Genomic DNA, 17,849 nt, shown 5'->3' with positions numbered 1-17,849 from the left:
GGGCGGAGTCATGAAACTTGCGGTGCCGAACAAAACGCTGCGGCGGACAGGCACCGGCGAGCTGATCATCGACGGCGCGTATCATGACGCTGGCGCTTGCCGCTGAGCGTTGGCGTTATACATAATCATGACTGAGTCCGAGAATTTACTAGAGGAGATTTTCGAAAAATTTGGAACCGCGTTCGAGCGAATTCCAGAATCTTCTACGCCGCACGAAAAAACTCCTGATTACCTAGTACCTATAGGCGATGAAATGAGTTACTGGGAAGTAAAGGAACGAGATTCAAATGAGGATGAAGAAGCTATTTCAAACCCCGTAGATATGGGCGTAAGTGAAACATATAGCGTAAATTCTCAACGAATACGGAATAGCATAAAATCTGCTTGTGAACAGTTTAAGAATTATAGGGTAACGGATTCACCATGCGTAATCGTTGTTTACGACGCTAGGCCATTTTCAACTAAAGACTTGCTCTTCTATCCAGAAATAAAGGCAGCAATGCTGGGTGATGCTGAATTTATGGCAAGCAATAATGGTGTAATCAAAGAAATATCGAGAAAAATGCATTGCTAACCAGGAATGGTAAAAAATATATCAGTGCTATTGTTATAATACATGATTACGCTAAAGAGGCTGTGATTTTACACAATCCAAATGCAAAGTTTTCTCTGTTGAATACTTCATTGAGTACATTATTAAACCACCATGAAGTGGCTAACTATATGGAAAATGGTCTGGTTTGGGAAAGGGTATAACAATGCCATCAAAAATCGCGCTTTCAGCGCTGGCCTCGCAACAAGCTGCTCGCCTTTTATGGCGGCGCTATGCGCGTGTTGAGCAGTTTTCACTAATATAGATCAAAGGTTTTTCTATGAGCGACAAGAATAGTATCGATAACCCACTGACCCTTACCGTCGGCGATGAACAGTTAGTTATTCGTCGTAGCTATGAAATTATTAGTATTATTAATGATTTTTTCATAGCGGGCTGGTTCCTGTCGGGGAGTGTGTTTTTTCTTTATCCGTCGATGGAAAAAGTAGCTATCTGGCTGTTTATCATTGGCAGCGCTCAATTTTTGATCCGACCAACAATACGTCTCTTGGCCCATCTTCATATACGACGAGTGCCAGGTAGCCGTTGGGAATTGTGACAATAAAAGACGCCATTTCACTTTTACATTTGTGTTGTGCCTGCATGACATGCGAACTGTCTTATTTTGCAAGGCATAAAAATTTCTCCAGCCGACCGCTAAAGCATCGGCTGAACTCGACGTTAGATTTTTCGCAGGAAAGCTGAATGAAGCATTGGACATAGCCCAACGGGATATTCCTGATTCAAATTCCGACAGCGTGGCAATACCTCAACCCTGTTGCGGAAGGCGAAGAGGAAAAGTCCCCATACAGCTTTCATCCTTATGAAGCCGCTAACGGGTGTTTTCAGATTAGCTGTTATCCACTAGAGGAACTAGCGCCTAAACTTACAGACGACTATCCGAATGGCGTGCCAGAGCTTACATGGCGACCTTCCAGGATGGATGATTCAGAGTTCTGTATTCACATTTTTTTTGGGGCTTCAGCAGATCAGGTTTTGATCGGTAAATATATCCATGATGCAAATCGTTGATAACGATGAACGAATAAATGAAGAACTTTGCTTAGTTGATAATATTTTAAAATCCTTGGTTATTGTCCCTCCTAGAGACCGAAAGTTCGCCTCTGATATGGAAAAGTTTGATCAATTCTAAGGGGCGTTGGCTGCATCATATGATCTTCTGGATAATGCGATAGAATCTGATTCCTTTATCGAAGTGATTGCCGTTTCTGCCAATCAGATCGATGCACTTCTCAGGTTGAGCATAGTCATCGCCATCCAACTTAAGAATCAGACGGACGAGGTCCCACTAAAATATCTTTTTCAAGCAAAAGATGAACGAGGCTTGATGGAGCGAAAAATATACGATGACGCTCTTAAATATAACGTAATTAAAGACAATGACCACAAAAAGCTAAATTCGTTGTATAAGTTAAGAAATCGCGTGGTACACAGGTATATCATATCTGACATAAAGACCCGTGACTTGCCTAGTATTGCTCTCAGATATGTTGAGGCATGTGAGAAAGTGCGTTTAATACTACGAGATCTTGAGAATAAACAAAAGGATTGTCAGTATGGCGTTTACGGAAAGAAATTTATGAAATTTTCCGAGCCTGATGATGAGGCAATAAAACGATTATTTTCTGATGTTAACGACAAGCACCTTATTCGTAAATTCGCCAGGAAGGTCACGAATGATTGAATCTAACAAATGCAGGCAAGGGACGCTCCTGCTGCTGGCGTTAGGCAATAACTTTACCGGAGTAGACAATGAAATCAGATCTGGATGGATGGGGCACGTGGGAGGAGTTCCGAGCTGCGCAGCAAGAAATTGTTCTGCCCGCGGGCTCGGCAGCCCATATCGCCGTCACTATTCGCTACATCGATGTCGGAAAGGCGCAGCGCGGCACCATTCTGCTGATGCACGGTATCCCAACATGGGGATACCTCTATCACGCGATTATCCCGCCACTTGTGCAGTCGGGTTATCGGGTGATTGCACCAGACTTTTTGGGCCATGGTTGGTCGGATCGCCGAGACAGGTTCGACCGTTCCTTCCAAGACCAGGCCCGTATGATTACTGTCCTTCTGGACGCCCTTCGGGTGAAGAATGTGGACGTGGTAGGGCATGATACGGGAGGTGCAGTCGCTCTTATACTTGCTATCGAGCATCGGGAACGAGTTAATCGACTGGTCATATGTAACGCTGTTTGCTATGACCGATTTGACGATGACATGCTCGATTTCGGCCATCCTTTGCGCTGGAAACCTCGACCGGTCGCGGATTTGGTCGAGGCACTTGAAGAGAGCCTAGCGGCAGGTCTCTCAGACCACAGCCGACTAACGCCCGATTTCAGGCGCGGCATCATCGCTCCGTGGGCCAGCGAAGAGGGGAAGTTGAGCTTGCTTCGAAATGCTTCCGCGCTAAACGCCAACCAGACCATGGCACTCGTCGACCGTCATGGCGCCATCTCTGCTCCGGCAATGGTTCTGTGGGGGATGGATGATCCTTGGCAGAGATCGGAAGATGGGGTGCAACTTGCTCGTGAGATTCGCGACGCGAAGTTCAATGCGATCCACGGCGCTTCCCATTGGGTACAGCAGGATGCGCCGGAAGAATTCACAACCGCAGTGCTGGAGTTTTTAGCAAGTACGCCTAACAATCAAATACAGCCGACGCAGTAAACTGCGCGGCTGATTTGGCCCGATATGTGGCAAATAAAACTGAGGATTCCGTATGAGCGCATATCTTGTTGTTGACACGAAGATCAAAAATCCAGAGGCGTATGAAGAGTATAAAAAGCTTGCGAAGCCCATCGCTAAAAAATATGGAGGTGTTTATCGAGTTAGAGGCGGCGCAATGGATGTCAGGGAAACTGAACTTTGGACGCCTACCAGGATTGTGATTATTGAATTTCCTGATGTTAAAAGCGCGCAGGCATTTGTAGATTCAGATGAGTATGCCCCTGTAAAACCTAAGCGTTTAAATAATGCCGAATGCACGTTATTTATCGTTGATGGAGGTTAACAGCATGTATTGCGCACGTAACAAGGCGCTCCAGCCGACGCCGTCGCGCCAATGCTGGCGTCGTTGGGCGTCTTTTTGCAGAATTCTAAGGGGGTAACAATGAGCACCATCGAAGTCGGGGAACATCTGTACACCATCAAGCTGAACCTTACTGGCATGACCGAGTACGGGGTCAGTTTTTCTGATCTTACGTCCGGGAGCATTTCTCCCCCGGCAGAAGGCGCTAGGTTTGACGCCGCGTTCGAGGGCCAGGCTACTGGGGCCAAGCTAAACGGAACGGTTTCTGGCGTTGACTACATGCGGGTGCGTGGAGATGGCCGGATGGAGTTACACATTCACGAGACCATCACCACAACTGACGGGAAGAACATCGATGCCCAAGGCGATGGCGTTGGTATTCCTCGACCAGAGGGCGAAATTTTGGACATTCGCGTCAATATGACGTTGTTTACGTCGCTGGAAGACTACAAATGGGTCAATCCCTTGCAGGTGTGGGGCATTGGCGTGGTTAATCTCGCAGAGGGAACCATCGAGGTTTCCTGCCACGCCGCATAAGCCCTGTCGCAATTGATCCGTGCCATGGTTCAGGAGGCGCCCAACAAATCGCTCAAGCAGGCACGCCCAGCTTCGCTGGCCGCCCCTTAGCTCAGGCGTTATGTTTTAAGGAGGCTGTATGCGATCACCACAATCCGTGAAGGCGCTTGAACAGTTGGGCCGTGTGCGCTTATCTGATTCATTTTTCATGAGAGATTTTTTGTACTCGGAAATTTCTCAAATCGAGCGCATCCCGAATCTTCCAGAATACCCTGATATCGCAATTGAAGCAGGACGCGGCCTGTGTCAAAAGGTTCTTGAGCCAATTCAATCAGCCTTGGGTCGCATTTCGATCAGGTCCGGGTACCGCTCGCCCGCTGTAAACGCAAAAGGGGCCGAAAATGAAAATCAATATAACTGCTCCAGCAATGAGTCGAGCTACGCTGATCACATCTGGGACTATCGAGATAAGAATGGCGAGATTGGCGCAACTGCTTGTATTGTCGTTAATTCGTTTATTGACTACTACGACAAGACAGGTGACTGGCAAGCGCTAGCATGGTGGATTCATGACAATGTCCCGAAGTACTCGTCACTATATTTCTTTCCCAAATTAGCAGCGGTAAATGTTTGTTGGAGTCCGAAACCTGAGAAATGGATCAAAAGCTACGTTCCACCGAAAGGAACCCTGACAAAGCCAGGAGCGGAAAACCACAATGGAAGACATGAGGGTCTCTATAGAGAGTTTCTGCGTAGCATCAAAACATAACCAGACCAGACCAGACCAGACTAGACCAGACTAGACCAGTCACGGCGACGGCTACTACATTGCGGCATCGCCTTCATTTCGCAGCCGCGCGTTCTGTTGGCGTTATGTGTACTCAAAAAGGTGAGGGCCTAAGAACATGAGAGTCTTGGTTGTTGGAGGAAGCGGTGCGACAGGGCGGTTGCTCGTGCGGCAGTTGCTGGATCGTGGACTGTCAGTCCGTGCGATCGTGAGGTCTCCCGAGAGATTAATCGAAGCTCTGGGGGCGCACGAACGTTTGTCAGTGGTGCACGCTGCGGTCCTTGACCTGAGCGATACGGAACTTGTTCAGCATGTGGACGAGTGCGAGGCTGTTATCTCATGTTTGGGCCACACGTTGAGCTTCAAGGGGGTCTATGGAAAGCCTCGACGGCTGGTGACCGATGCCACGCGGCGTTTGTGTAAGGCAATCAAAGCGAACGCACCGAAGAGCCCTGTGAAATTTGTGCTCATGAACTCGACAGGTTGCCGTAATCACGATCTGGCGGAATCGGTATCGTTGATGGAAAGATGTGTTGTCGGTTTGATCCGGTTGTTGGTTCCGCCGCATTCGGACAACGAGCATGCGGCTAAGTACTTGCTTAGCCAAGTTGGTTCGGACGACGCGTGCGTCGAATGGGTTGCTGTTCGCCCTGACAGCCTGATCGATGATGACGTCGTCTCGAAATATGAGATACATCCTTCACCGACCAGAAGTGCCATATTCAATTCGGGCAAGACCAGTCGAATCAACGTGGGCCACTTCATGGCTGAGCTGATGACAGACGACGCGGTATGGAGTGCGTGGAAGGGAAAGACGCCGGTGATCTACAATGTTGCATAACAAGAATCTCATTCGGACAAGCCGCGCTACATCGATTAGCGTTATGTTTCCTTAGTTGCAATTGTTCGTTAGTACATAAAAACGATGAGAAATTTCATATGATCGATTTTTTGAAAGATCTATTAAAAATGTGTTTAGGCGCAATACTAAAAATTGCGATTTTTTTTGGGGTAGGAACGGGAGCCGGAGCTATTGTGTGTTGGTACTACAGCATTCCTCTTGGCTTCTCTATTTTAGGAGGGATTTTGGTATTAGGAATTGCATTAGCTTTAATGTCAGATTCCGTATTTGATTGATTTTCAGTATTATTTTTCAATGAAAAAAATAACAAGTGGTTGCACCAGACTCCGTAAACTATCTCGTCTTTTGTTCCAAAAGTCGCGCCAGTTTACTTCGCCGATGAGCTAGGCGTTATGCCTTTTCGTAAAGCCTGATCGCTCCAGCATTAACGCTTGACGTTATTAACGTATCGCGTCATTTTCTATGCATGATCATATTGTTCAAGTGTAAGGATACCGAGAAGCTGGCAGGTGGTCGCCGAGGTCAGCATAGCATTCGAATCAACAAGCAGCTTCGGGTGTGCTTCCGCTGGACCAAAGCTGGTGCGGAAGACGTTGAAATTATTGATTACCACTAGGAGCTAAATCATACGCAACATTGATGCTGTAACGCCCGGCGAGTTGCTGAAAGAGGAATTTATGGAGCCCATGGGTATTTCTCAATACCGTCTTGCATAAGAAATGGGGGTTCCGGCTCAGCGAATCGGCCAGATTATCGTGGGTAAGCGTTCAATAACTGCAGACACCGATCTGCGGCTTTGTCGCTTTCTTGGTTTATCCAACGGCTACTGGCTGCGGGTTCAGATAGCCTATGACACTGAGATTGCAGAAGATGCCCTTGAGGATCAGTTGAAGAATATTCGCCCTTGGAACTCCGGGCCAGAGATGGGGCACAGGGCATAACCAGCAGCATAAATTTCTCGGCTAAACACAGGTTTCAAGCAAATGCCCAGCCAGCAAAAACTTGCCACACTCAACGAACAGTTCGCAATAGAAGGGCAGCTGCAATTCAACGCGACTGACGATTTGATTGTGGCTGACATCACTAACCAGCACGCCATGGTAAGCATTGCCTTGCAGGGCGCACAGGTGCTGTCTTGGGTTGTTAAAAGAGAAGATAAAAGGGGTGCCGAAAGAGGTGCCAACGAGCAACAACCGCTGATCTGGCTTTCAGACGAAGCGACGTTTATCGCGGGTAAAACCATTCGCGGCGGCATTCCAGTGTGTTGGCCCTGGTTTGGCGCGCATCCTGATCGTGAGGATTATCCTGCCCATGGTTTTGTCAGAGCCGCTGTTTGGGACGTGGTTGAAACCAGCACGACGGCTGCCGGGCAAACGAACGTAGTATTTCGCCTGCCGCAAACGCAAGTGCCCCTAGCCTTATGGTCACACAACACCGAGCTAGAGCTACACGTCAGCGTCGGCGCAACCCTTGAGCTGAACTTGATTACGCGCAATCATGGATCAGAAACCGTCACCATCAGTCAGGCGTTACACAGTTATTTTGCCGTGAGTGATATCAAGGATGTGACGGTTAAGGGTCTGGACGGTTGCCAGTTCATTGATGCCCTGGATGATTGGCAGCGTAAAGTCGAAATTACGCCGATTTGCATTGATGCCGAAATTGATCGCATTTATCAAAATACCAAGCCCGTCTGTTCACTCGAAGACAAAGGTTGGCAACGTCGTATCAACATTGAAACCAACAACAGCCGCTCAACGGTGGTCTGGAACCCCTGGATTGACAAATCAGCCCGGCTGGGCGATATGGGGGAGGGCGGTTATTTGAACATGCTGTGTATTGAAACCGGCAATATTGGCGACGATCGTGTCAGCATTGCTGCGGGTGCGGAGCATTGTTTGTCGGTCTGTTATCGGATTGTGAAAATTTGAGTCGAGGCTCGCGCCCATTACGCGGGCATTCATCGCGTATAAAAAACAGGTAGTAGAAAACTGGCGTGGCGATCAGGGTCAGCACCGAGGCAAACGCAAGCCCTGCCATGATGGTGACCGCCATGGAGACAAAAAAGGCATCACCCAACAAGGGGATCATGCCTAGGATAGTGGTCGCCGCCGCCAATACCACAGGACGAAGCCGTGAGGTGGAGGCGGCAACGATAGCCTCTTTCAAGGCCAACCCCTCGGCGCGTACTAGATCGATCTCTTCCACCAGTACGATACCGTTTTTGATCAGCATGCCTGACAAGCTCAGCAGCCCCAATAGTGCGGTAAAGCTGAACGGCAGCCCGGTGCCGAGCAGCCCGATGACCACGCCATTTACCGACATCGGGACCAGCAACCAGATGATCAACGGCTGTCGCAGAGCGTTGAACAACAGGATTGAGATGATGATCATGATCAGTAGCGCCAGGGGAAGCTGGTTGGCCAGTGATTGTTGAGCCTCTCCGGAGTCCTCATACTCTCCTCCCCAGGCGATCTGGTAGCCAGAAGGTAACGCCATCGCTTCAACCGATGCGCGGATTGCATTATGTACAGAGGCTGCGGTCGCATCACGTGAGATATCAGCGGACACAGTGAGTGTGGGCACACGATCGCGGCGATGAATCAGCGTGTCTTGTATCTCATAGTCAAAACCATCGATCACTTGACCGATGGGGACCATGGACTGTGCAGATTCGGAATAGGCCATCTGATCGATGAGTCCGAATTCATCGGAAGAAGAAGCGCGAACAATAATCGGCACCTGACGCTCGTTGTCACGGTACACGCCCGCCTCAACACCGTCGGTGGCAAAGCGCAAGGTCTCCGCTACCTCATCGCGTGTCAGCCCTGCGGTCTCGCCGCGGGCTTTCACATAGGCTGGCACAATCACCAATTCCTGTTCATGCCAGTTGGTGCGCATACCGACAAATTTATCGGAAGCGGCTTGCATACGCGCGGTGGCCTCATCGCCCAACGCACGTAATGTGGTGGCATCTGGTCCGGAGATGCGAAGCTGGATCGGATCCCCGCCACCGGGCCCGAACAGCAGTCGTTTGGTCCGAAATTCACCGTCCACGAGCTGCGATTGACCGTAGACCTCAAGTGCCTGTTGCAGTGGTGCGATATCATCGGTGCTCTGGGTGCGAACGATCAGATGCCCATAGCTGGGATTAGGACGTTGGGTGGGGTACGTCAGCATGAAGCGTGCTGCACCATCACCGATAAAGCTGGTCACAGAGACTACATCGTCTCTTTCGATCAACCAGTCTTCAATTTGTTGAAGATCGCTTGAAGTTCGGTGAATGTCGCTGCCTTGCGGTAGCTTATAGTTCACGAAAAACAACGGTGTATTCGAATCCGGAAAGAACTGATCCTTCACCTGTGTAAAGCCTGCGAACGAGACGACAGTAAGAACGATAAGGCCTGCCACCACAGACCATCGTGCTGATAGCGCCATTCGTAACAAAGCGCCATAGCCTCGAAACACCGGACCGTCATAAGCATCATCATTGTCTGTCAGTGATTGCTGAAAGAAGTAGTGCCCAAAGAGTGGCGTGACAGTGATGGCCAGCAACCACGACAGGAGCAAGGAGATGCCGATCACGGCAAACAGCGAGAATAGAAACTCACCGGTTTCATCCGGGCTCAGACCAATGGCGGCAAAGGCCATGATGCCGATCACGGTCGCACCGAGTAGGGGGGTCTGGGTTTTCGAGGCCGACTCCTGAGCCGCTTCTCGCGATGCACGACCCCGCTTCATAGCGGTCTGCATGCCTTCGGCCACCACGATGGCGTTGTCCACAAGCATGCCCATGGCAATGATCAATGCTCCCAGGGAAATCCGTTCCATCTCGATGGAGAACAGCTTCATGAATAACAGCGTGCCCACCACCGTCAGCAGCAAAGTACTGCCCACGACTACTGCTGCCCGCCAACCCATGAACAGGGCCAACACCACCACGACAATCGCCACCGACATCGCCAGATTGACCAGAAAATCGTTGGAGGCTGTTTCAACTACTTTATGCTGCTGATAGATCGGTTGGACCTCAACACCGTAGGGCAGGGAGGCTTCTAACTCAGTCAATCGTTGTTCGACACGTTTGCCGACCTCGACGATATTTTCGTTTTGCAAACCTGCCACACCCAAGGTGAAAGCCTCAGCACCGTTATGCCGAATCATCAGTGAGGGATCGTTAACTCGAGAGCGTGTAACAGAGGCGATGTCTGCCAGGCTGATCACCTGACCGCCCACGCCGAGGGACAGGCTTGCGATATCGCTGACACTGTCCGAGCCGTACGGGGCTTGCACACGAACATCGTTGATCGCCCCTGCGGGTACCACCGAATTGGACTGCGCGATCGCACCGACGATCGCCAGTGGTGGAATATTTTGGTTATACAACAAGGCCAGATAGGGTTCCACATAGATAGCCTCTTCGGGCAGACCGGACAGATCCACATCGGCCACGCCCGGCACACTGAGCAGCTCACGCCGCAAGTAGGTGGCAAGCTCATGCACTTCACTATCATCGAAGCCCTCAGCCATGACCGCAAAGTACAAACCGAACACATCGCCGAAACTGTCGTTCACGTACGGTGGCAAGACACCCTGTGGCAGAGAGCTTGTGGCATCCGAGACACGGGCTCGAAGTAGGGTCCAGATGCCCGGCAGTTCATCATTTTTTATGCTCGGCTTAATCTCCACTTCGATCAAGGATTGTCCCGGCGTGTTGATCGAAACGATCTGATCGACTTCAGCGATTTTCTGAATCGCACTCTCCAACGGTTCCGAGACTTCCCGTGCTACCTGTTCGGCTGAGGCTCCGGGGTATTGCGTAACGATCACGGCCGTCTTGATCGTAAAGGCTGGATCTTCCAGACGACCCAGTGAGAAGAAGCTCCAGATTCCACCCAACAGGCAGGTGAGAATCAACAACCAGGTGGTCAATGGTTTTTCGATACTACTGCGTGCGATGTTCATGCTGTTCGCTCCAATGTTCTAAAAGCTTGTAAAGGGACGAACACGCTGCTGATCGGCTAGCACATCGACACCCGAGGCCACGATCTGGTCACCCTCGGATATTCCGCTGAGTAGCTGGATATCGCCTGCTTCGCCGATACGGATTTCCACAGGTGTAAGCGCTAACGTGCCGCTCTCCTGATCATCCTCTGCCACGTAGCGCAGCACCGAGACAACCCCGTCCAGGCCTTTGTGAATGGCCGAGGCTGGAACCGTGATGCCCGACGGAGCATCTAGAATCGTGGCGAAAACCGTGACGGAGGCACCGGGCAGTAGCAGTAGATCCTCTGGTGGTCTCATACCTAGCGTGACGCGGAACGTCTGTCCAATCCGTGAGGCTTCGGCATCGACCTCGCGATACTCCAGCGGGTACAAGGTGGCGCTGGCTGGAAAGCGCGCCGACAACTCAAGATTCGGGTTATCCCCCGTTCTCTGAAACAGTATCTCGGGGACATCGATCTCTATCTGGAGCTCAGACATGTCGTGAAGACGCACGATCGGCGTACCGGCACCGATGGTTGAGAAGTTTGCCAAAGATCGCGTCGCAACAATCGCATCGAAGGGAGCGGTCAATATGGCTCTCTCCAGAGCGTACTCTGCATCACGTGTAGCGACGCTTGCGATCACCGACGCGGTCCGTGCATCGTCAACCGAGGCGCGACTGGGGCTGTAGCCCTGTAATTGCTCCAGACGGTTGAGCGTGCGAATGGTTTTTTCTTCGGAGGCTTTTGCCCGGTCCAGTGCTAACTGAAACGGCCTCAAATCCAGCTGCGCAACCATCGCACCCTTGGCAATCAATTCGCCTTCGATGGCTGGAAACTTGACCAATTGGCCTGGCACCTGGAAGGCCAGGTCCACCGTTTGCCGTGCCGTGACTCGACCAAAGAACGCGCGCTTAACCCCGTCCTCGCCAGCCTTGATGCTCATTAACTTGACAGGCTTTGCCGCCGCGTCAGCCAATAGCGGCAACGAGAACGTGGTCAAAATGCCTACTAGAAGGGCTGACATCAATTGTCGGCACAATGCGCGGTTCGTACACCTGCCCACAATTGTTCGCGCTGAACAAAGGTTTACCTTGATCGGTGACAGGCCAACCAGGTCTGGCAGCGGCGCCTGTATGTACTTGAGACTAATCATGTTTTGCTCTTTGGCCTCGTCAAATAGTGTTGGCGTGTGCGATAGGTTCTGCAATTTCGCGTTCGGTAGCTCTCGGTGATTCATGTTGGCCCATCACCATATCTGAATCTTTGTCAGATTTTTACTGAACGATATCGCTCTGTCAAGCAAAAAATGATTATTATTCAGATATGGATTCAATGCAATGTATGCTGATTGCCGGTAAGCGATGACCGTTTTGCGGTGTGTCAGCACGGTAAGCCATAGAGATTTTAGGCGTGATTGCTGTTTAAGATAGTGATATAGAGCAGTGTTAAGTGCTGACAGAATCGGAACGTTAAAGTCAATATAACGTATGTAATACAGTACTTTATTGTAATTTTAAAATTTGATAACATAAACTTAGTCGATATTTATGCCTGAATAAACGAACCCGAAAATCTCGACATTTGACGACAATCTATCGTGAATCAATTAATTAAACACGGATAGATTGACCGGAAGCGCACAATGCCTTATAACTGAACATTAGTCAGATAGTATAAGTTATGAAGGCATTCTAGAGGGTCAGGTGCCACTTCGAACGCCTCAACAAGTGCGCAGCCACATCACCGTTGGCCGGAGACTCCATTCAGCCACAACACTAATTCGTCAGAACGGGTGTGCAGCTACGTGCGATGGGCACGCAGTATGTGCAGGAGCATGTCGAGTTCGTCTTTGATAGAGTCAAACACCTATTCGATCACGGACAATACGAGCCTGTTAAGCAGGTCATCTTGCTGAGCATGCACTGGAGCGCAGTGGCGGTTGAAAGGGTCAAAACGCTTGATGATGATCAGAGGCAAGTGGCCTTGGAGTTGGCCAGGACCATGCTGCGCACGAGCTGGAACAGCACCATCAGGCTGTGTGCTTGTGTCGATTGACGGCCAGCTCGCAGACACACTGAACCCATCGCAGCGGCGCGTAGAAGTTCACTTCTGCGCTGAACCATGGGTTGGTAAGATGCCGCACATGCTTTATACCTACTGCTGATTTTGTACTAATTACAGACTATCACTGAATAAAATCCAGGTAATGATTTATGAAATCAAGCTCCAAGCGTCAGGATTCGATCCGAGCACCTCAGCAAGCACGAAGTCAACAGCGGGTTGAACTCATCTTGGAGGCTGCCAAACAGTTGATTCTGGAGAAGGGCTGCGCCGGTTTGAAAATGACCGATATCGCGGTGAAAGCTGCTATCACGGTCGGATCGATCTACCAGTACTTCCCCAACAAAAGCGCCATTATCGCAGGGCTCGGTGAACACTATTTGGAGGCCAATCATCGGGGCGTGGCAGAAGCGTTGGCTGTGCCGCCTGCCACCACTGATGAGCTATTGCAGATCAGCCTTGCGTTACTGGATGGCTACTACCAGCTGCATCGAGAGGATCCGGTCGTGCGTGATATCTGGATGGGCTCGGCCACGGACAAGGAATTTCGCGCAGTGGATGACAATGATACACAGCGAAGCGTGGATCTGATTTTCGAGCGTACCAAGCATCTGTTCAAACCCCGCCAGAGCACCAAGGTAAAACTGGCCATCATGATGATTATTCTATTTGGCTCGGCAGCAGTCGCGGCGGCTGTGAAAATGGATGAGAAGGAAGGGCGGTCGGCTATGGATACAGCCAAGTTGATGCAGCAGGCTATCTGGGAAATGACATTCAAATCCCTGGGTAGAAACACGTGATTTTAAAGGCAGCTGGATCTAAATAATGGGTTATTCCTTCGCGGGACTGATACTGGCTCCTCTGTTGTTATTCCTGAGCAAGCCAGCTGCGCTGGTACCCAAACCCCGCCACAATCTTGTTCGCTATCATGGCGTATTCTCACCTAACTCAAAGATGAGGCAACTCATTGTTCCGAAGCGCAACCGACCTATTGAAAAAGTGAAAAAAGGGAATGACAAACTTAAAACAACGGAAGAACTTCCAAATCTGGGTGCGCTTTATGCAGGATAATACATAGGACACCCGCCGCTTTACTAATAGGCAAAGAACGCAGTATGAGTAAAGATCCAGAAAAATGGTTTGATGTAGCTAGAGGAGTCGGTGTCAATTCTTCAGAAGATGATAGGAAAGATGATTCTGTAATTCAGGGTAAAATCACCTCAATACGAGACTACGTTAACAAAGTTAAGACTCGCTGTACCTACAATACTGCAGCTGAAGCACTAGGTATTAAACCGGCTAAATTTAAAAAATAACTAGGTGATCGTAAATCGGAAAATTCATGGTTCGTAAACGCAGGCGCTGGAGAGCCAGTGGGGTATGCTGACAACGAAAAACATGCTGATCTTTATCGAACAACACGAATTATTACATCTGCAGAGGTTCCTTAGATATCAATTATCTAGATGTATTGGGCAATAACACGTTTTAAAAATCTATTTCATCGTATTCTCTTAATTTGTGATGAAAGTGGATTAGCCGGAAAGAAACATTTTGCTATTGATGGTTGTAAGTTGCCCACTAACGCATCCAAAGAACAGAGTGGTACACACAAATAACTTAGAAAGAAATCAGACAAGATGCGTGCACGGGCAGAGAGAATTGTCGACAAACACATCAGCAACGATGCAACCAAAGACGATGACAGCGGTCATCACAATCAAGACCAACATTACTGATAATAAATCCTGCAAAATGACGACATCTAAAGGCATAACCTGTGTCACCGTAGCGATTCAGAAACGTACCGTCACCATAAAGAAAAGCGCAAGCCCACAAGAAAAGATAAAGCAACCACACGCACTATTTTTTCCAGTGATGAGTTTCTTGTTAATATTAAAGAAAAGGTCTGTGTATGTCCTAATGGAAAGCAGATTTTGTATGTGGGCGATAATTTTGAAACAGCTAGCGGTCCTCATATGTGTTTTAGAGGCATGCTAAAAGACTGTAGAGCCTGCCCACTGCAATGCACAATGCATGAAACACGAAGTAAAACGAAAAGGTCGGCAAGTATCTTTTTTAATTGAGGATAAACGTAAAGACAGTTATCTAGATTTAATGGAGAAAAAAATAGATAGCGAAAAAGGCAAGTGGCTGTACAGTCGACGAATGTGGGTCATCGAACCTGTCTTCGGTAATATTTGTGCTAACAAAAGACTGAATCGTTTAAGTCTTCGTGGTACAACTAAAGTCACGGGCCAGTGGTTAATGTACTGCATGGTGCATAATATTGAGAAGCTTTGGAAGAACACTGAAACCTCTCAATGGGGATAGAATGAGACAAGAAAGCCTTTATAGGTGCCGATATTGCTGAGATAAGGTATTGTTCTGGGTATAAAGTAAAGCATAAGAATAATACAGAAAAGCGATTAGCGTCCGTCAAAAAAGTCATTAATTATTGGGGAGTGGACAAACATGGTTTTTGATCGTATTTTTCTACAGCCTCGTTAGGCCACGCAAAGAAACGTTTCCTCTCGCCACAGGACTAAATCACAATGAAGCTCTTCGCTCTACTCGTATCACACATTATTGCGCTGGTTCTGGGGTTTGGTCTGGGCGTTTATGCCTTGCCCATCATCATTGCACCTGAAGCGCCGTCAGTGGCGGAAGTACAAGCACAAGCCGAAACGGCAAAGTACACAGGGCAGTTTCGACGAGATCTGAAGGACAGCGATACGCTCCATTGGGGAGAGGGCACCGTCTCGGTGGGAGAGAAGAACATTGGGTTAGTTGGGGAACTTGCACCGGGGCCGGACTACAAGCTGTACCTCTCACCCGAGTTCGTTGAAACTGAAGCCGACTTCAAACGGTTCAGGTCAGGTATGGTGAGGGTCTCGGACATCAAGACGTTCAAGAACTTCATGGTGGATGTTCCAGCAGGAGTCGACGTTGAACGCTACAACACGGTGATCATTTGGTGCGAAGCCTTCAGCCAATTCATCACTGCGGCGCAGTACAAGTAGCTGCCTGGGCTTCAGCGAGAGCGAGGCCCAATCCTTCGCTCAATCGGCCCCGTAACGGCATGCCGCTAGTGGCCCTTATTTCATTCTGGGCTGTAGCATCCGGAGGCTTGGTGCTTTCAGCTGGTTCTCTCTACGCCATGCGCATTGTGGCGGCAAATACTCCAGCAAGCCCGCCATTCAAATTAGTCCTATTGGGTTTGGCCTTGGTTGTAATCGGCTTCGCGTTATCCCTTGCTGCGGGTGCACAGTGACCTTGGTCATCGGACTCAGATAGATTTCGAAGAAATTGACTGAGGGGGCTCGTGCACTTTATTGAGGGAAGTCCACGAATAACAGCGGGCTATTTTCACTTCGCTCAAGTTCAGGCCACTATTATTTGCCAGTTATTCGGGGCGTTTAAATGCCAAGAGGACGTTATGTCAGGGATCGCTAAAACTCCAAGTCCGCCATACTACGCTGTGATTTTTAGTTCTGCTCGCACCGAGGGTGATTATGGCTACGGTGCAATGGCCGACAGAATGCTGGAGCTGGCAGCGCAACAGGAAGGGTTTCTTGGTTTAGAGTCAGCGCGGGAGGATATTGGTATTACGGTATCGTACTGGGCCAGCGAGGAAGCCATCAAGAATTGGAAGCAAAACGCTGAACATCTTGAAGCCCAGCGTCTGGGTCATGAAGCCTGGTACTCCGAGTTTAAAGTCCGAGTCGCAAAGGTAGAGCGGGCTTATGGCTTTTAACCCGTCGCTTAAGTGCGTTTCCGGCCTGCCGGCCGCCCACCGAATGCCCTTGTCCGGGCACCGCTTAGCCTTGTGTTAAGTGTTTTCAGGGAGGAAACTGTGATTAAGTATGATATTGCCCAACTCAACATTGCCACGCTGTTGGCTCCAATTGATTCGCCACAGCTTTCGGATTTTGTCGCGAATATGGATAGGATCAATGCGTTGGCAGAGGAGTCGCCGGGTTTTGTCTGGCGGTTTCAAACCAAAGACGGTGATGCCACCGGCATTGATTATTTCTGCTCCGGTAAGACGGTGAATCTTTCCCTCTGGGATTCGATCGAGGCTTTGCATAATTATGTTTATCGGTCTGCCCACGTTGAGATCATTCGCCGTAAGAAAGAGTGGTTTCACAAAATGGGTGAGGCTTACATGGTGCTTTGGTGGGTGCCTGCCGGTCACATTCCGTCAATTGAGGAGGCAGCCCAAAAGCTGAGCATTCTGCGAGAGCGTGGCCCATCCGCAGAGGCTTTCACATTCAAAAAAATATTCCCGGTCCCTAGTGCACCAGCCGACACTTGAGGTAGTGAATGCCCAGCCATTTAACCAATCGCTCAAGCATGTTCACGGCCTGGCGGCCGTCCACCGGATTCCTTTATCAGGGCTCCGCTTAGCTTCGCGTTAGGCCTTAGAACGGTGAGATCATGAAATCTTTAGAGCTTCGAGTTCCTCCAGTTCTGCAATTCACGATTCTGGGCATCGTGATGTACGGGGTAGCTAACGTATTTCCGACTTTTCAGTTTTTGGTTCCGGGCTCGACTTGGCTCGGCGTTAGTCTTGGGATTATGGGAATGATCGTTGCTTCTTTAGGGGTGGCCGAGTTTAAGAAAGCTCAAACGACGGTCGATCCGCGTGCCCCAGAAGATTCTGCGAGCTTAGTGGTGTGTGGCGTTTATCAATACAGTCGCAATCCAATGTATTTGGGCATCTTTTTCCTGTTGTTGGGTTGGGCGCTGTATCTATCTCATGTTTTCGCATTTGCCCTGCTTCCGTTCTTCATTGGCTACATGAATCGCTTTCAAATTCAGCCAGAAGAAAGATTCATGCTTCAGAAATTCGGTGACGGTTACCGGTTATATCTGACGCAGGTGCGACGCTGGGTATGAGGCCTAACGATACGCGCCACACGTATGCCCTTGTTTGTGCTTCGCTGTGTCAAGGGCACCGGTGCGCTTCGCGTTAGGCGTCTTTGGTCGAC

General features: G+C 49.5%; 20 protein-coding genes and 1 pseudogene. 19 read left to right on the top strand and 2 right to left on the bottom strand.

What is annotated here, in order from left to right:
• Positions 1-127 precede the first annotated feature (127 nt).
• The 11 genes from MRBBS_RS18120 to MRBBS_RS18070 all read left to right on the top strand — a co-directional run bounded on the left by MRBBS_RS18120 (position 128) and on the right by MRBBS_RS18070 (position 7,737).
• Positions 128-574, top strand: a complete 447-nt coding sequence (locus MRBBS_RS18120; RefSeq protein ID WP_041635383.1) for a hypothetical protein — start codon at positions 128-130, stop codon at positions 572-574.
• Positions 575-872: 298 nt separating this feature from the next.
• The gene (locus MRBBS_RS18115) at positions 873-1,151 is read left to right on the top strand and encodes a YrhK family protein (RefSeq protein WP_014873066.1); all 279 of its coding nucleotides are present in this window, start codon (positions 873-875) and stop codon (positions 1,149-1,151) included.
• Between the two features lie 600 nt (positions 1,152-1,751).
• Positions 1,752-2,297, top strand: a complete 546-nt coding sequence (locus MRBBS_RS19805; protein WP_201764326.1) for a hypothetical protein — start codon at positions 1,752-1,754, stop codon at positions 2,295-2,297.
• Positions 2,298-2,365: 68 nt separating this feature from the next.
• Complete coding sequence (locus MRBBS_RS18105) at positions 2,366-3,280, top strand: alpha/beta fold hydrolase (RefSeq protein ID WP_014873063.1); 915 nt, start codon at positions 2,366-2,368, stop codon at positions 3,278-3,280.
• 52 nt (positions 3,281-3,332) lie between these two features.
• Positions 3,333-3,623, top strand: coding sequence for a DUF1330 domain-containing protein (locus tag MRBBS_RS18100; protein ID WP_041635382.1), 291 nt, complete (start codon positions 3,333-3,335; stop codon positions 3,621-3,623).
• 99 nt (positions 3,624-3,722) lie between these two features.
• The gene (locus tag MRBBS_RS18095) at positions 3,723-4,178 is read left to right on the top strand and encodes a DUF3237 family protein (RefSeq protein ID WP_014873061.1); all 456 of its coding nucleotides are present in this window, start codon (positions 3,723-3,725) and stop codon (positions 4,176-4,178) included.
• 118 nt (positions 4,179-4,296) lie between these two features.
• Positions 4,297-4,926, top strand: a complete 630-nt coding sequence (locus tag MRBBS_RS18090; protein WP_014873060.1) for a hypothetical protein — start codon at positions 4,297-4,299, stop codon at positions 4,924-4,926.
• A gap of 136 nt (positions 4,927-5,062) precedes the next feature.
• On the top strand, positions 5,063-5,785 hold the full coding sequence (locus tag MRBBS_RS18085; protein ID WP_041635381.1) for an NAD(P)-dependent oxidoreductase: 723 nt from the start codon (positions 5,063-5,065) through the stop codon (positions 5,783-5,785).
• Positions 5,786-5,883: 98 nt separating this feature from the next.
• Positions 5,884-6,081 (top strand): hypothetical protein, encoded by a 198-nt coding sequence (locus MRBBS_RS19560; RefSeq protein WP_014873058.1) that lies wholly within the window; start codon positions 5,884-5,886, stop codon positions 6,079-6,081.
• Between the two features lie 444 nt (positions 6,082-6,525).
• Positions 6,526-6,747: a HigA family addiction module antitoxin gene (locus tag MRBBS_RS18075; RefSeq protein WP_014873056.1), complete on the top strand. Its 222-nt coding sequence runs from the start codon at positions 6,526-6,528 to the stop codon at positions 6,745-6,747.
• 42 nt (positions 6,748-6,789) lie between these two features.
• Positions 6,790-7,737 (top strand): D-hexose-6-phosphate mutarotase, encoded by a 948-nt coding sequence (locus MRBBS_RS18070; RefSeq protein WP_041635380.1) that lies wholly within the window; start codon positions 6,790-6,792, stop codon positions 7,735-7,737.
• Here MRBBS_RS18070 and MRBBS_RS18065 read toward each other — a convergent pair.
• Positions 7,676-10,771 (bottom strand): efflux RND transporter permease subunit, encoded by a 3,096-nt coding sequence (locus tag MRBBS_RS18065; protein ID WP_014873055.1) that lies wholly within the window; start codon positions 10,769-10,771, stop codon positions 7,676-7,678. The genes MRBBS_RS18070 and MRBBS_RS18065 overlap by 62 nt on opposite strands.
• 18 nt (positions 10,772-10,789) lie before the next feature.
• Positions 10,790-11,947, bottom strand: a complete 1,158-nt coding sequence (locus MRBBS_RS18060; RefSeq protein WP_014873054.1) for an efflux RND transporter periplasmic adaptor subunit — start codon at positions 11,945-11,947, stop codon at positions 10,790-10,792.
• 1,060 nt (positions 11,948-13,007) lie between these two features.
• On the opposite strand from MRBBS_RS18060, the gene MRBBS_RS18050 reads away from it, so the two are divergent.
• From MRBBS_RS18050 to MRBBS_RS18010, 8 genes and pseudogenes are all read left to right on the top strand, one after another.
• A complete protein-coding gene (locus tag MRBBS_RS18050; RefSeq protein ID WP_014873052.1) occupies positions 13,008-13,655 on the top strand; it encodes a TetR/AcrR family transcriptional regulator in 648 nt (215 codons plus the stop codon).
• A 25-nt stretch (positions 13,656-13,680) separates the two neighbouring features.
• Positions 13,681-13,926 carry a transposase gene (locus MRBBS_RS18045; protein ID WP_014873051.1) on the top strand — a complete coding sequence of 82 codons (246 nt, stop codon included), beginning with the start codon at positions 13,681-13,683 and terminating at the stop codon, positions 13,924-13,926.
• A gap of 44 nt (positions 13,927-13,970) precedes the next feature.
• Positions 13,971-14,171: a hypothetical protein gene (locus MRBBS_RS19800; RefSeq protein ID WP_201764325.1), complete on the top strand. Its 201-nt coding sequence runs from the start codon at positions 13,971-13,973 to the stop codon at positions 14,169-14,171.
• A gap of 718 nt (positions 14,172-14,889) precedes the next feature.
• A pseudogene (locus tag MRBBS_RS18030) lies at positions 14,890-15,189 on the top strand (transposase); the annotation flags it as partial.
• A 221-nt stretch (positions 15,190-15,410) separates the two neighbouring features.
• Positions 15,411-15,878, top strand: coding sequence for a DM13 domain-containing protein (locus MRBBS_RS18025; RefSeq protein WP_014873048.1), 468 nt, complete (start codon positions 15,411-15,413; stop codon positions 15,876-15,878).
• 416 nt (positions 15,879-16,294) lie between these two features.
• The gene (locus tag MRBBS_RS18020) at positions 16,295-16,612 is read left to right on the top strand and encodes an antibiotic biosynthesis monooxygenase family protein (protein ID WP_041635376.1); all 318 of its coding nucleotides are present in this window, start codon (positions 16,295-16,297) and stop codon (positions 16,610-16,612) included.
• Between the two features lie 99 nt (positions 16,613-16,711).
• Positions 16,712-17,173 carry a DUF3291 domain-containing protein gene (locus tag MRBBS_RS18015; RefSeq protein ID WP_014873046.1) on the top strand — a complete coding sequence of 154 codons (462 nt, stop codon included), beginning with the start codon at positions 16,712-16,714 and terminating at the stop codon, positions 17,171-17,173.
• Between the two features lie 122 nt (positions 17,174-17,295).
• Positions 17,296-17,757 (top strand): methyltransferase family protein, encoded by a 462-nt coding sequence (locus MRBBS_RS18010; protein ID WP_041635375.1) that lies wholly within the window; start codon positions 17,296-17,298, stop codon positions 17,755-17,757.
• Positions 17,758-17,849 lie beyond the last annotated feature (92 nt).

Origin of the sequence: Marinobacter sp. BSs20148 (assembly GCF_000283275.1) — a bacterium.
Taxonomy (GTDB): Bacteria; Pseudomonadota; Gammaproteobacteria; order Pseudomonadales; family Oleiphilaceae; genus Marinobacter; species Marinobacter psychrophilus.
Note: the sequence above shows the minus strand (reverse complement) of the source record. Positions and strands in the feature narration are given on the sequence as shown.

What these genes read in the sequence shown, in the direction of transcription:
- MRBBS_RS18095 (WP_014873061.1), top strand. Translation starts at nt 3,723, where the DNA reads ATGAGCACCATCGAAGTCGGGGAACATCTGTACACCATCAAGCTGAAC.
- MRBBS_RS18020 (WP_041635376.1), top strand. Translation starts at nt 16,295, where the DNA reads ATGTCAGGGATCGCTAAAACTCCAAGTCCGCCATACTACGCTGTGATT.
- MRBBS_RS18025 (WP_014873048.1), top strand. Translation starts at nt 15,411, where the DNA reads ATGAAGCTCTTCGCTCTACTCGTATCACACATTATTGCGCTGGTTCTG.
- MRBBS_RS18045 (WP_014873051.1), top strand. Translation starts at nt 13,681, where the DNA reads ATGGGTTATTCCTTCGCGGGACTGATACTGGCTCCTCTGTTGTTATTC.
- MRBBS_RS18105 (WP_014873063.1), top strand. Translation starts at nt 2,366, where the DNA reads ATGAAATCAGATCTGGATGGATGGGGCACGTGGGAGGAGTTCCGAGCT.
- MRBBS_RS18010 (WP_041635375.1), top strand. Translation starts at nt 17,296, where the DNA reads ATGAAATCTTTAGAGCTTCGAGTTCCTCCAGTTCTGCAATTCACGATT.
- MRBBS_RS18070 (WP_041635380.1), top strand. Translation starts at nt 6,790, where the DNA reads ATGCCCAGCCAGCAAAAACTTGCCACACTCAACGAACAGTTCGCAATA.
- MRBBS_RS18090 (WP_014873060.1), top strand. Translation starts at nt 4,297, where the DNA reads ATGCGATCACCACAATCCGTGAAGGCGCTTGAACAGTTGGGCCGTGTG.
- MRBBS_RS18100 (WP_041635382.1), top strand. Translation starts at nt 3,333, where the DNA reads ATGAGCGCATATCTTGTTGTTGACACGAAGATCAAAAATCCAGAGGCG.
- MRBBS_RS18075 (WP_014873056.1), top strand. Translation starts at nt 6,526, where the DNA reads ATGGGGGTTCCGGCTCAGCGAATCGGCCAGATTATCGTGGGTAAGCGT.
- MRBBS_RS19560 (WP_014873058.1), top strand. Translation starts at nt 5,884, where the DNA reads ATGATCGATTTTTTGAAAGATCTATTAAAAATGTGTTTAGGCGCAATA.
- MRBBS_RS18065 (WP_014873055.1), bottom strand. Translation starts at nt 10,771, where the DNA reads ATGAACATCGCACGCAGTAGTATCGAAAAACCATTGACCACCTGGTTG.
- MRBBS_RS18120 (WP_041635383.1), top strand. Translation starts at nt 128, where the DNA reads ATGACTGAGTCCGAGAATTTACTAGAGGAGATTTTCGAAAAATTTGGA.
- MRBBS_RS19800 (WP_201764325.1), top strand. Translation starts at nt 13,971, where the DNA reads ATGAGTAAAGATCCAGAAAAATGGTTTGATGTAGCTAGAGGAGTCGGT.
- MRBBS_RS18050 (WP_014873052.1), top strand. Translation starts at nt 13,008, where the DNA reads ATGAAATCAAGCTCCAAGCGTCAGGATTCGATCCGAGCACCTCAGCAA.
- MRBBS_RS18085 (WP_041635381.1), top strand. Translation starts at nt 5,063, where the DNA reads ATGAGAGTCTTGGTTGTTGGAGGAAGCGGTGCGACAGGGCGGTTGCTC.
- MRBBS_RS18115 (WP_014873066.1), top strand. Translation starts at nt 873, where the DNA reads ATGAGCGACAAGAATAGTATCGATAACCCACTGACCCTTACCGTCGGC.
- MRBBS_RS18060 (WP_014873054.1), bottom strand. Translation starts at nt 11,947, where the DNA reads ATGATTAGTCTCAAGTACATACAGGCGCCGCTGCCAGACCTGGTTGGC.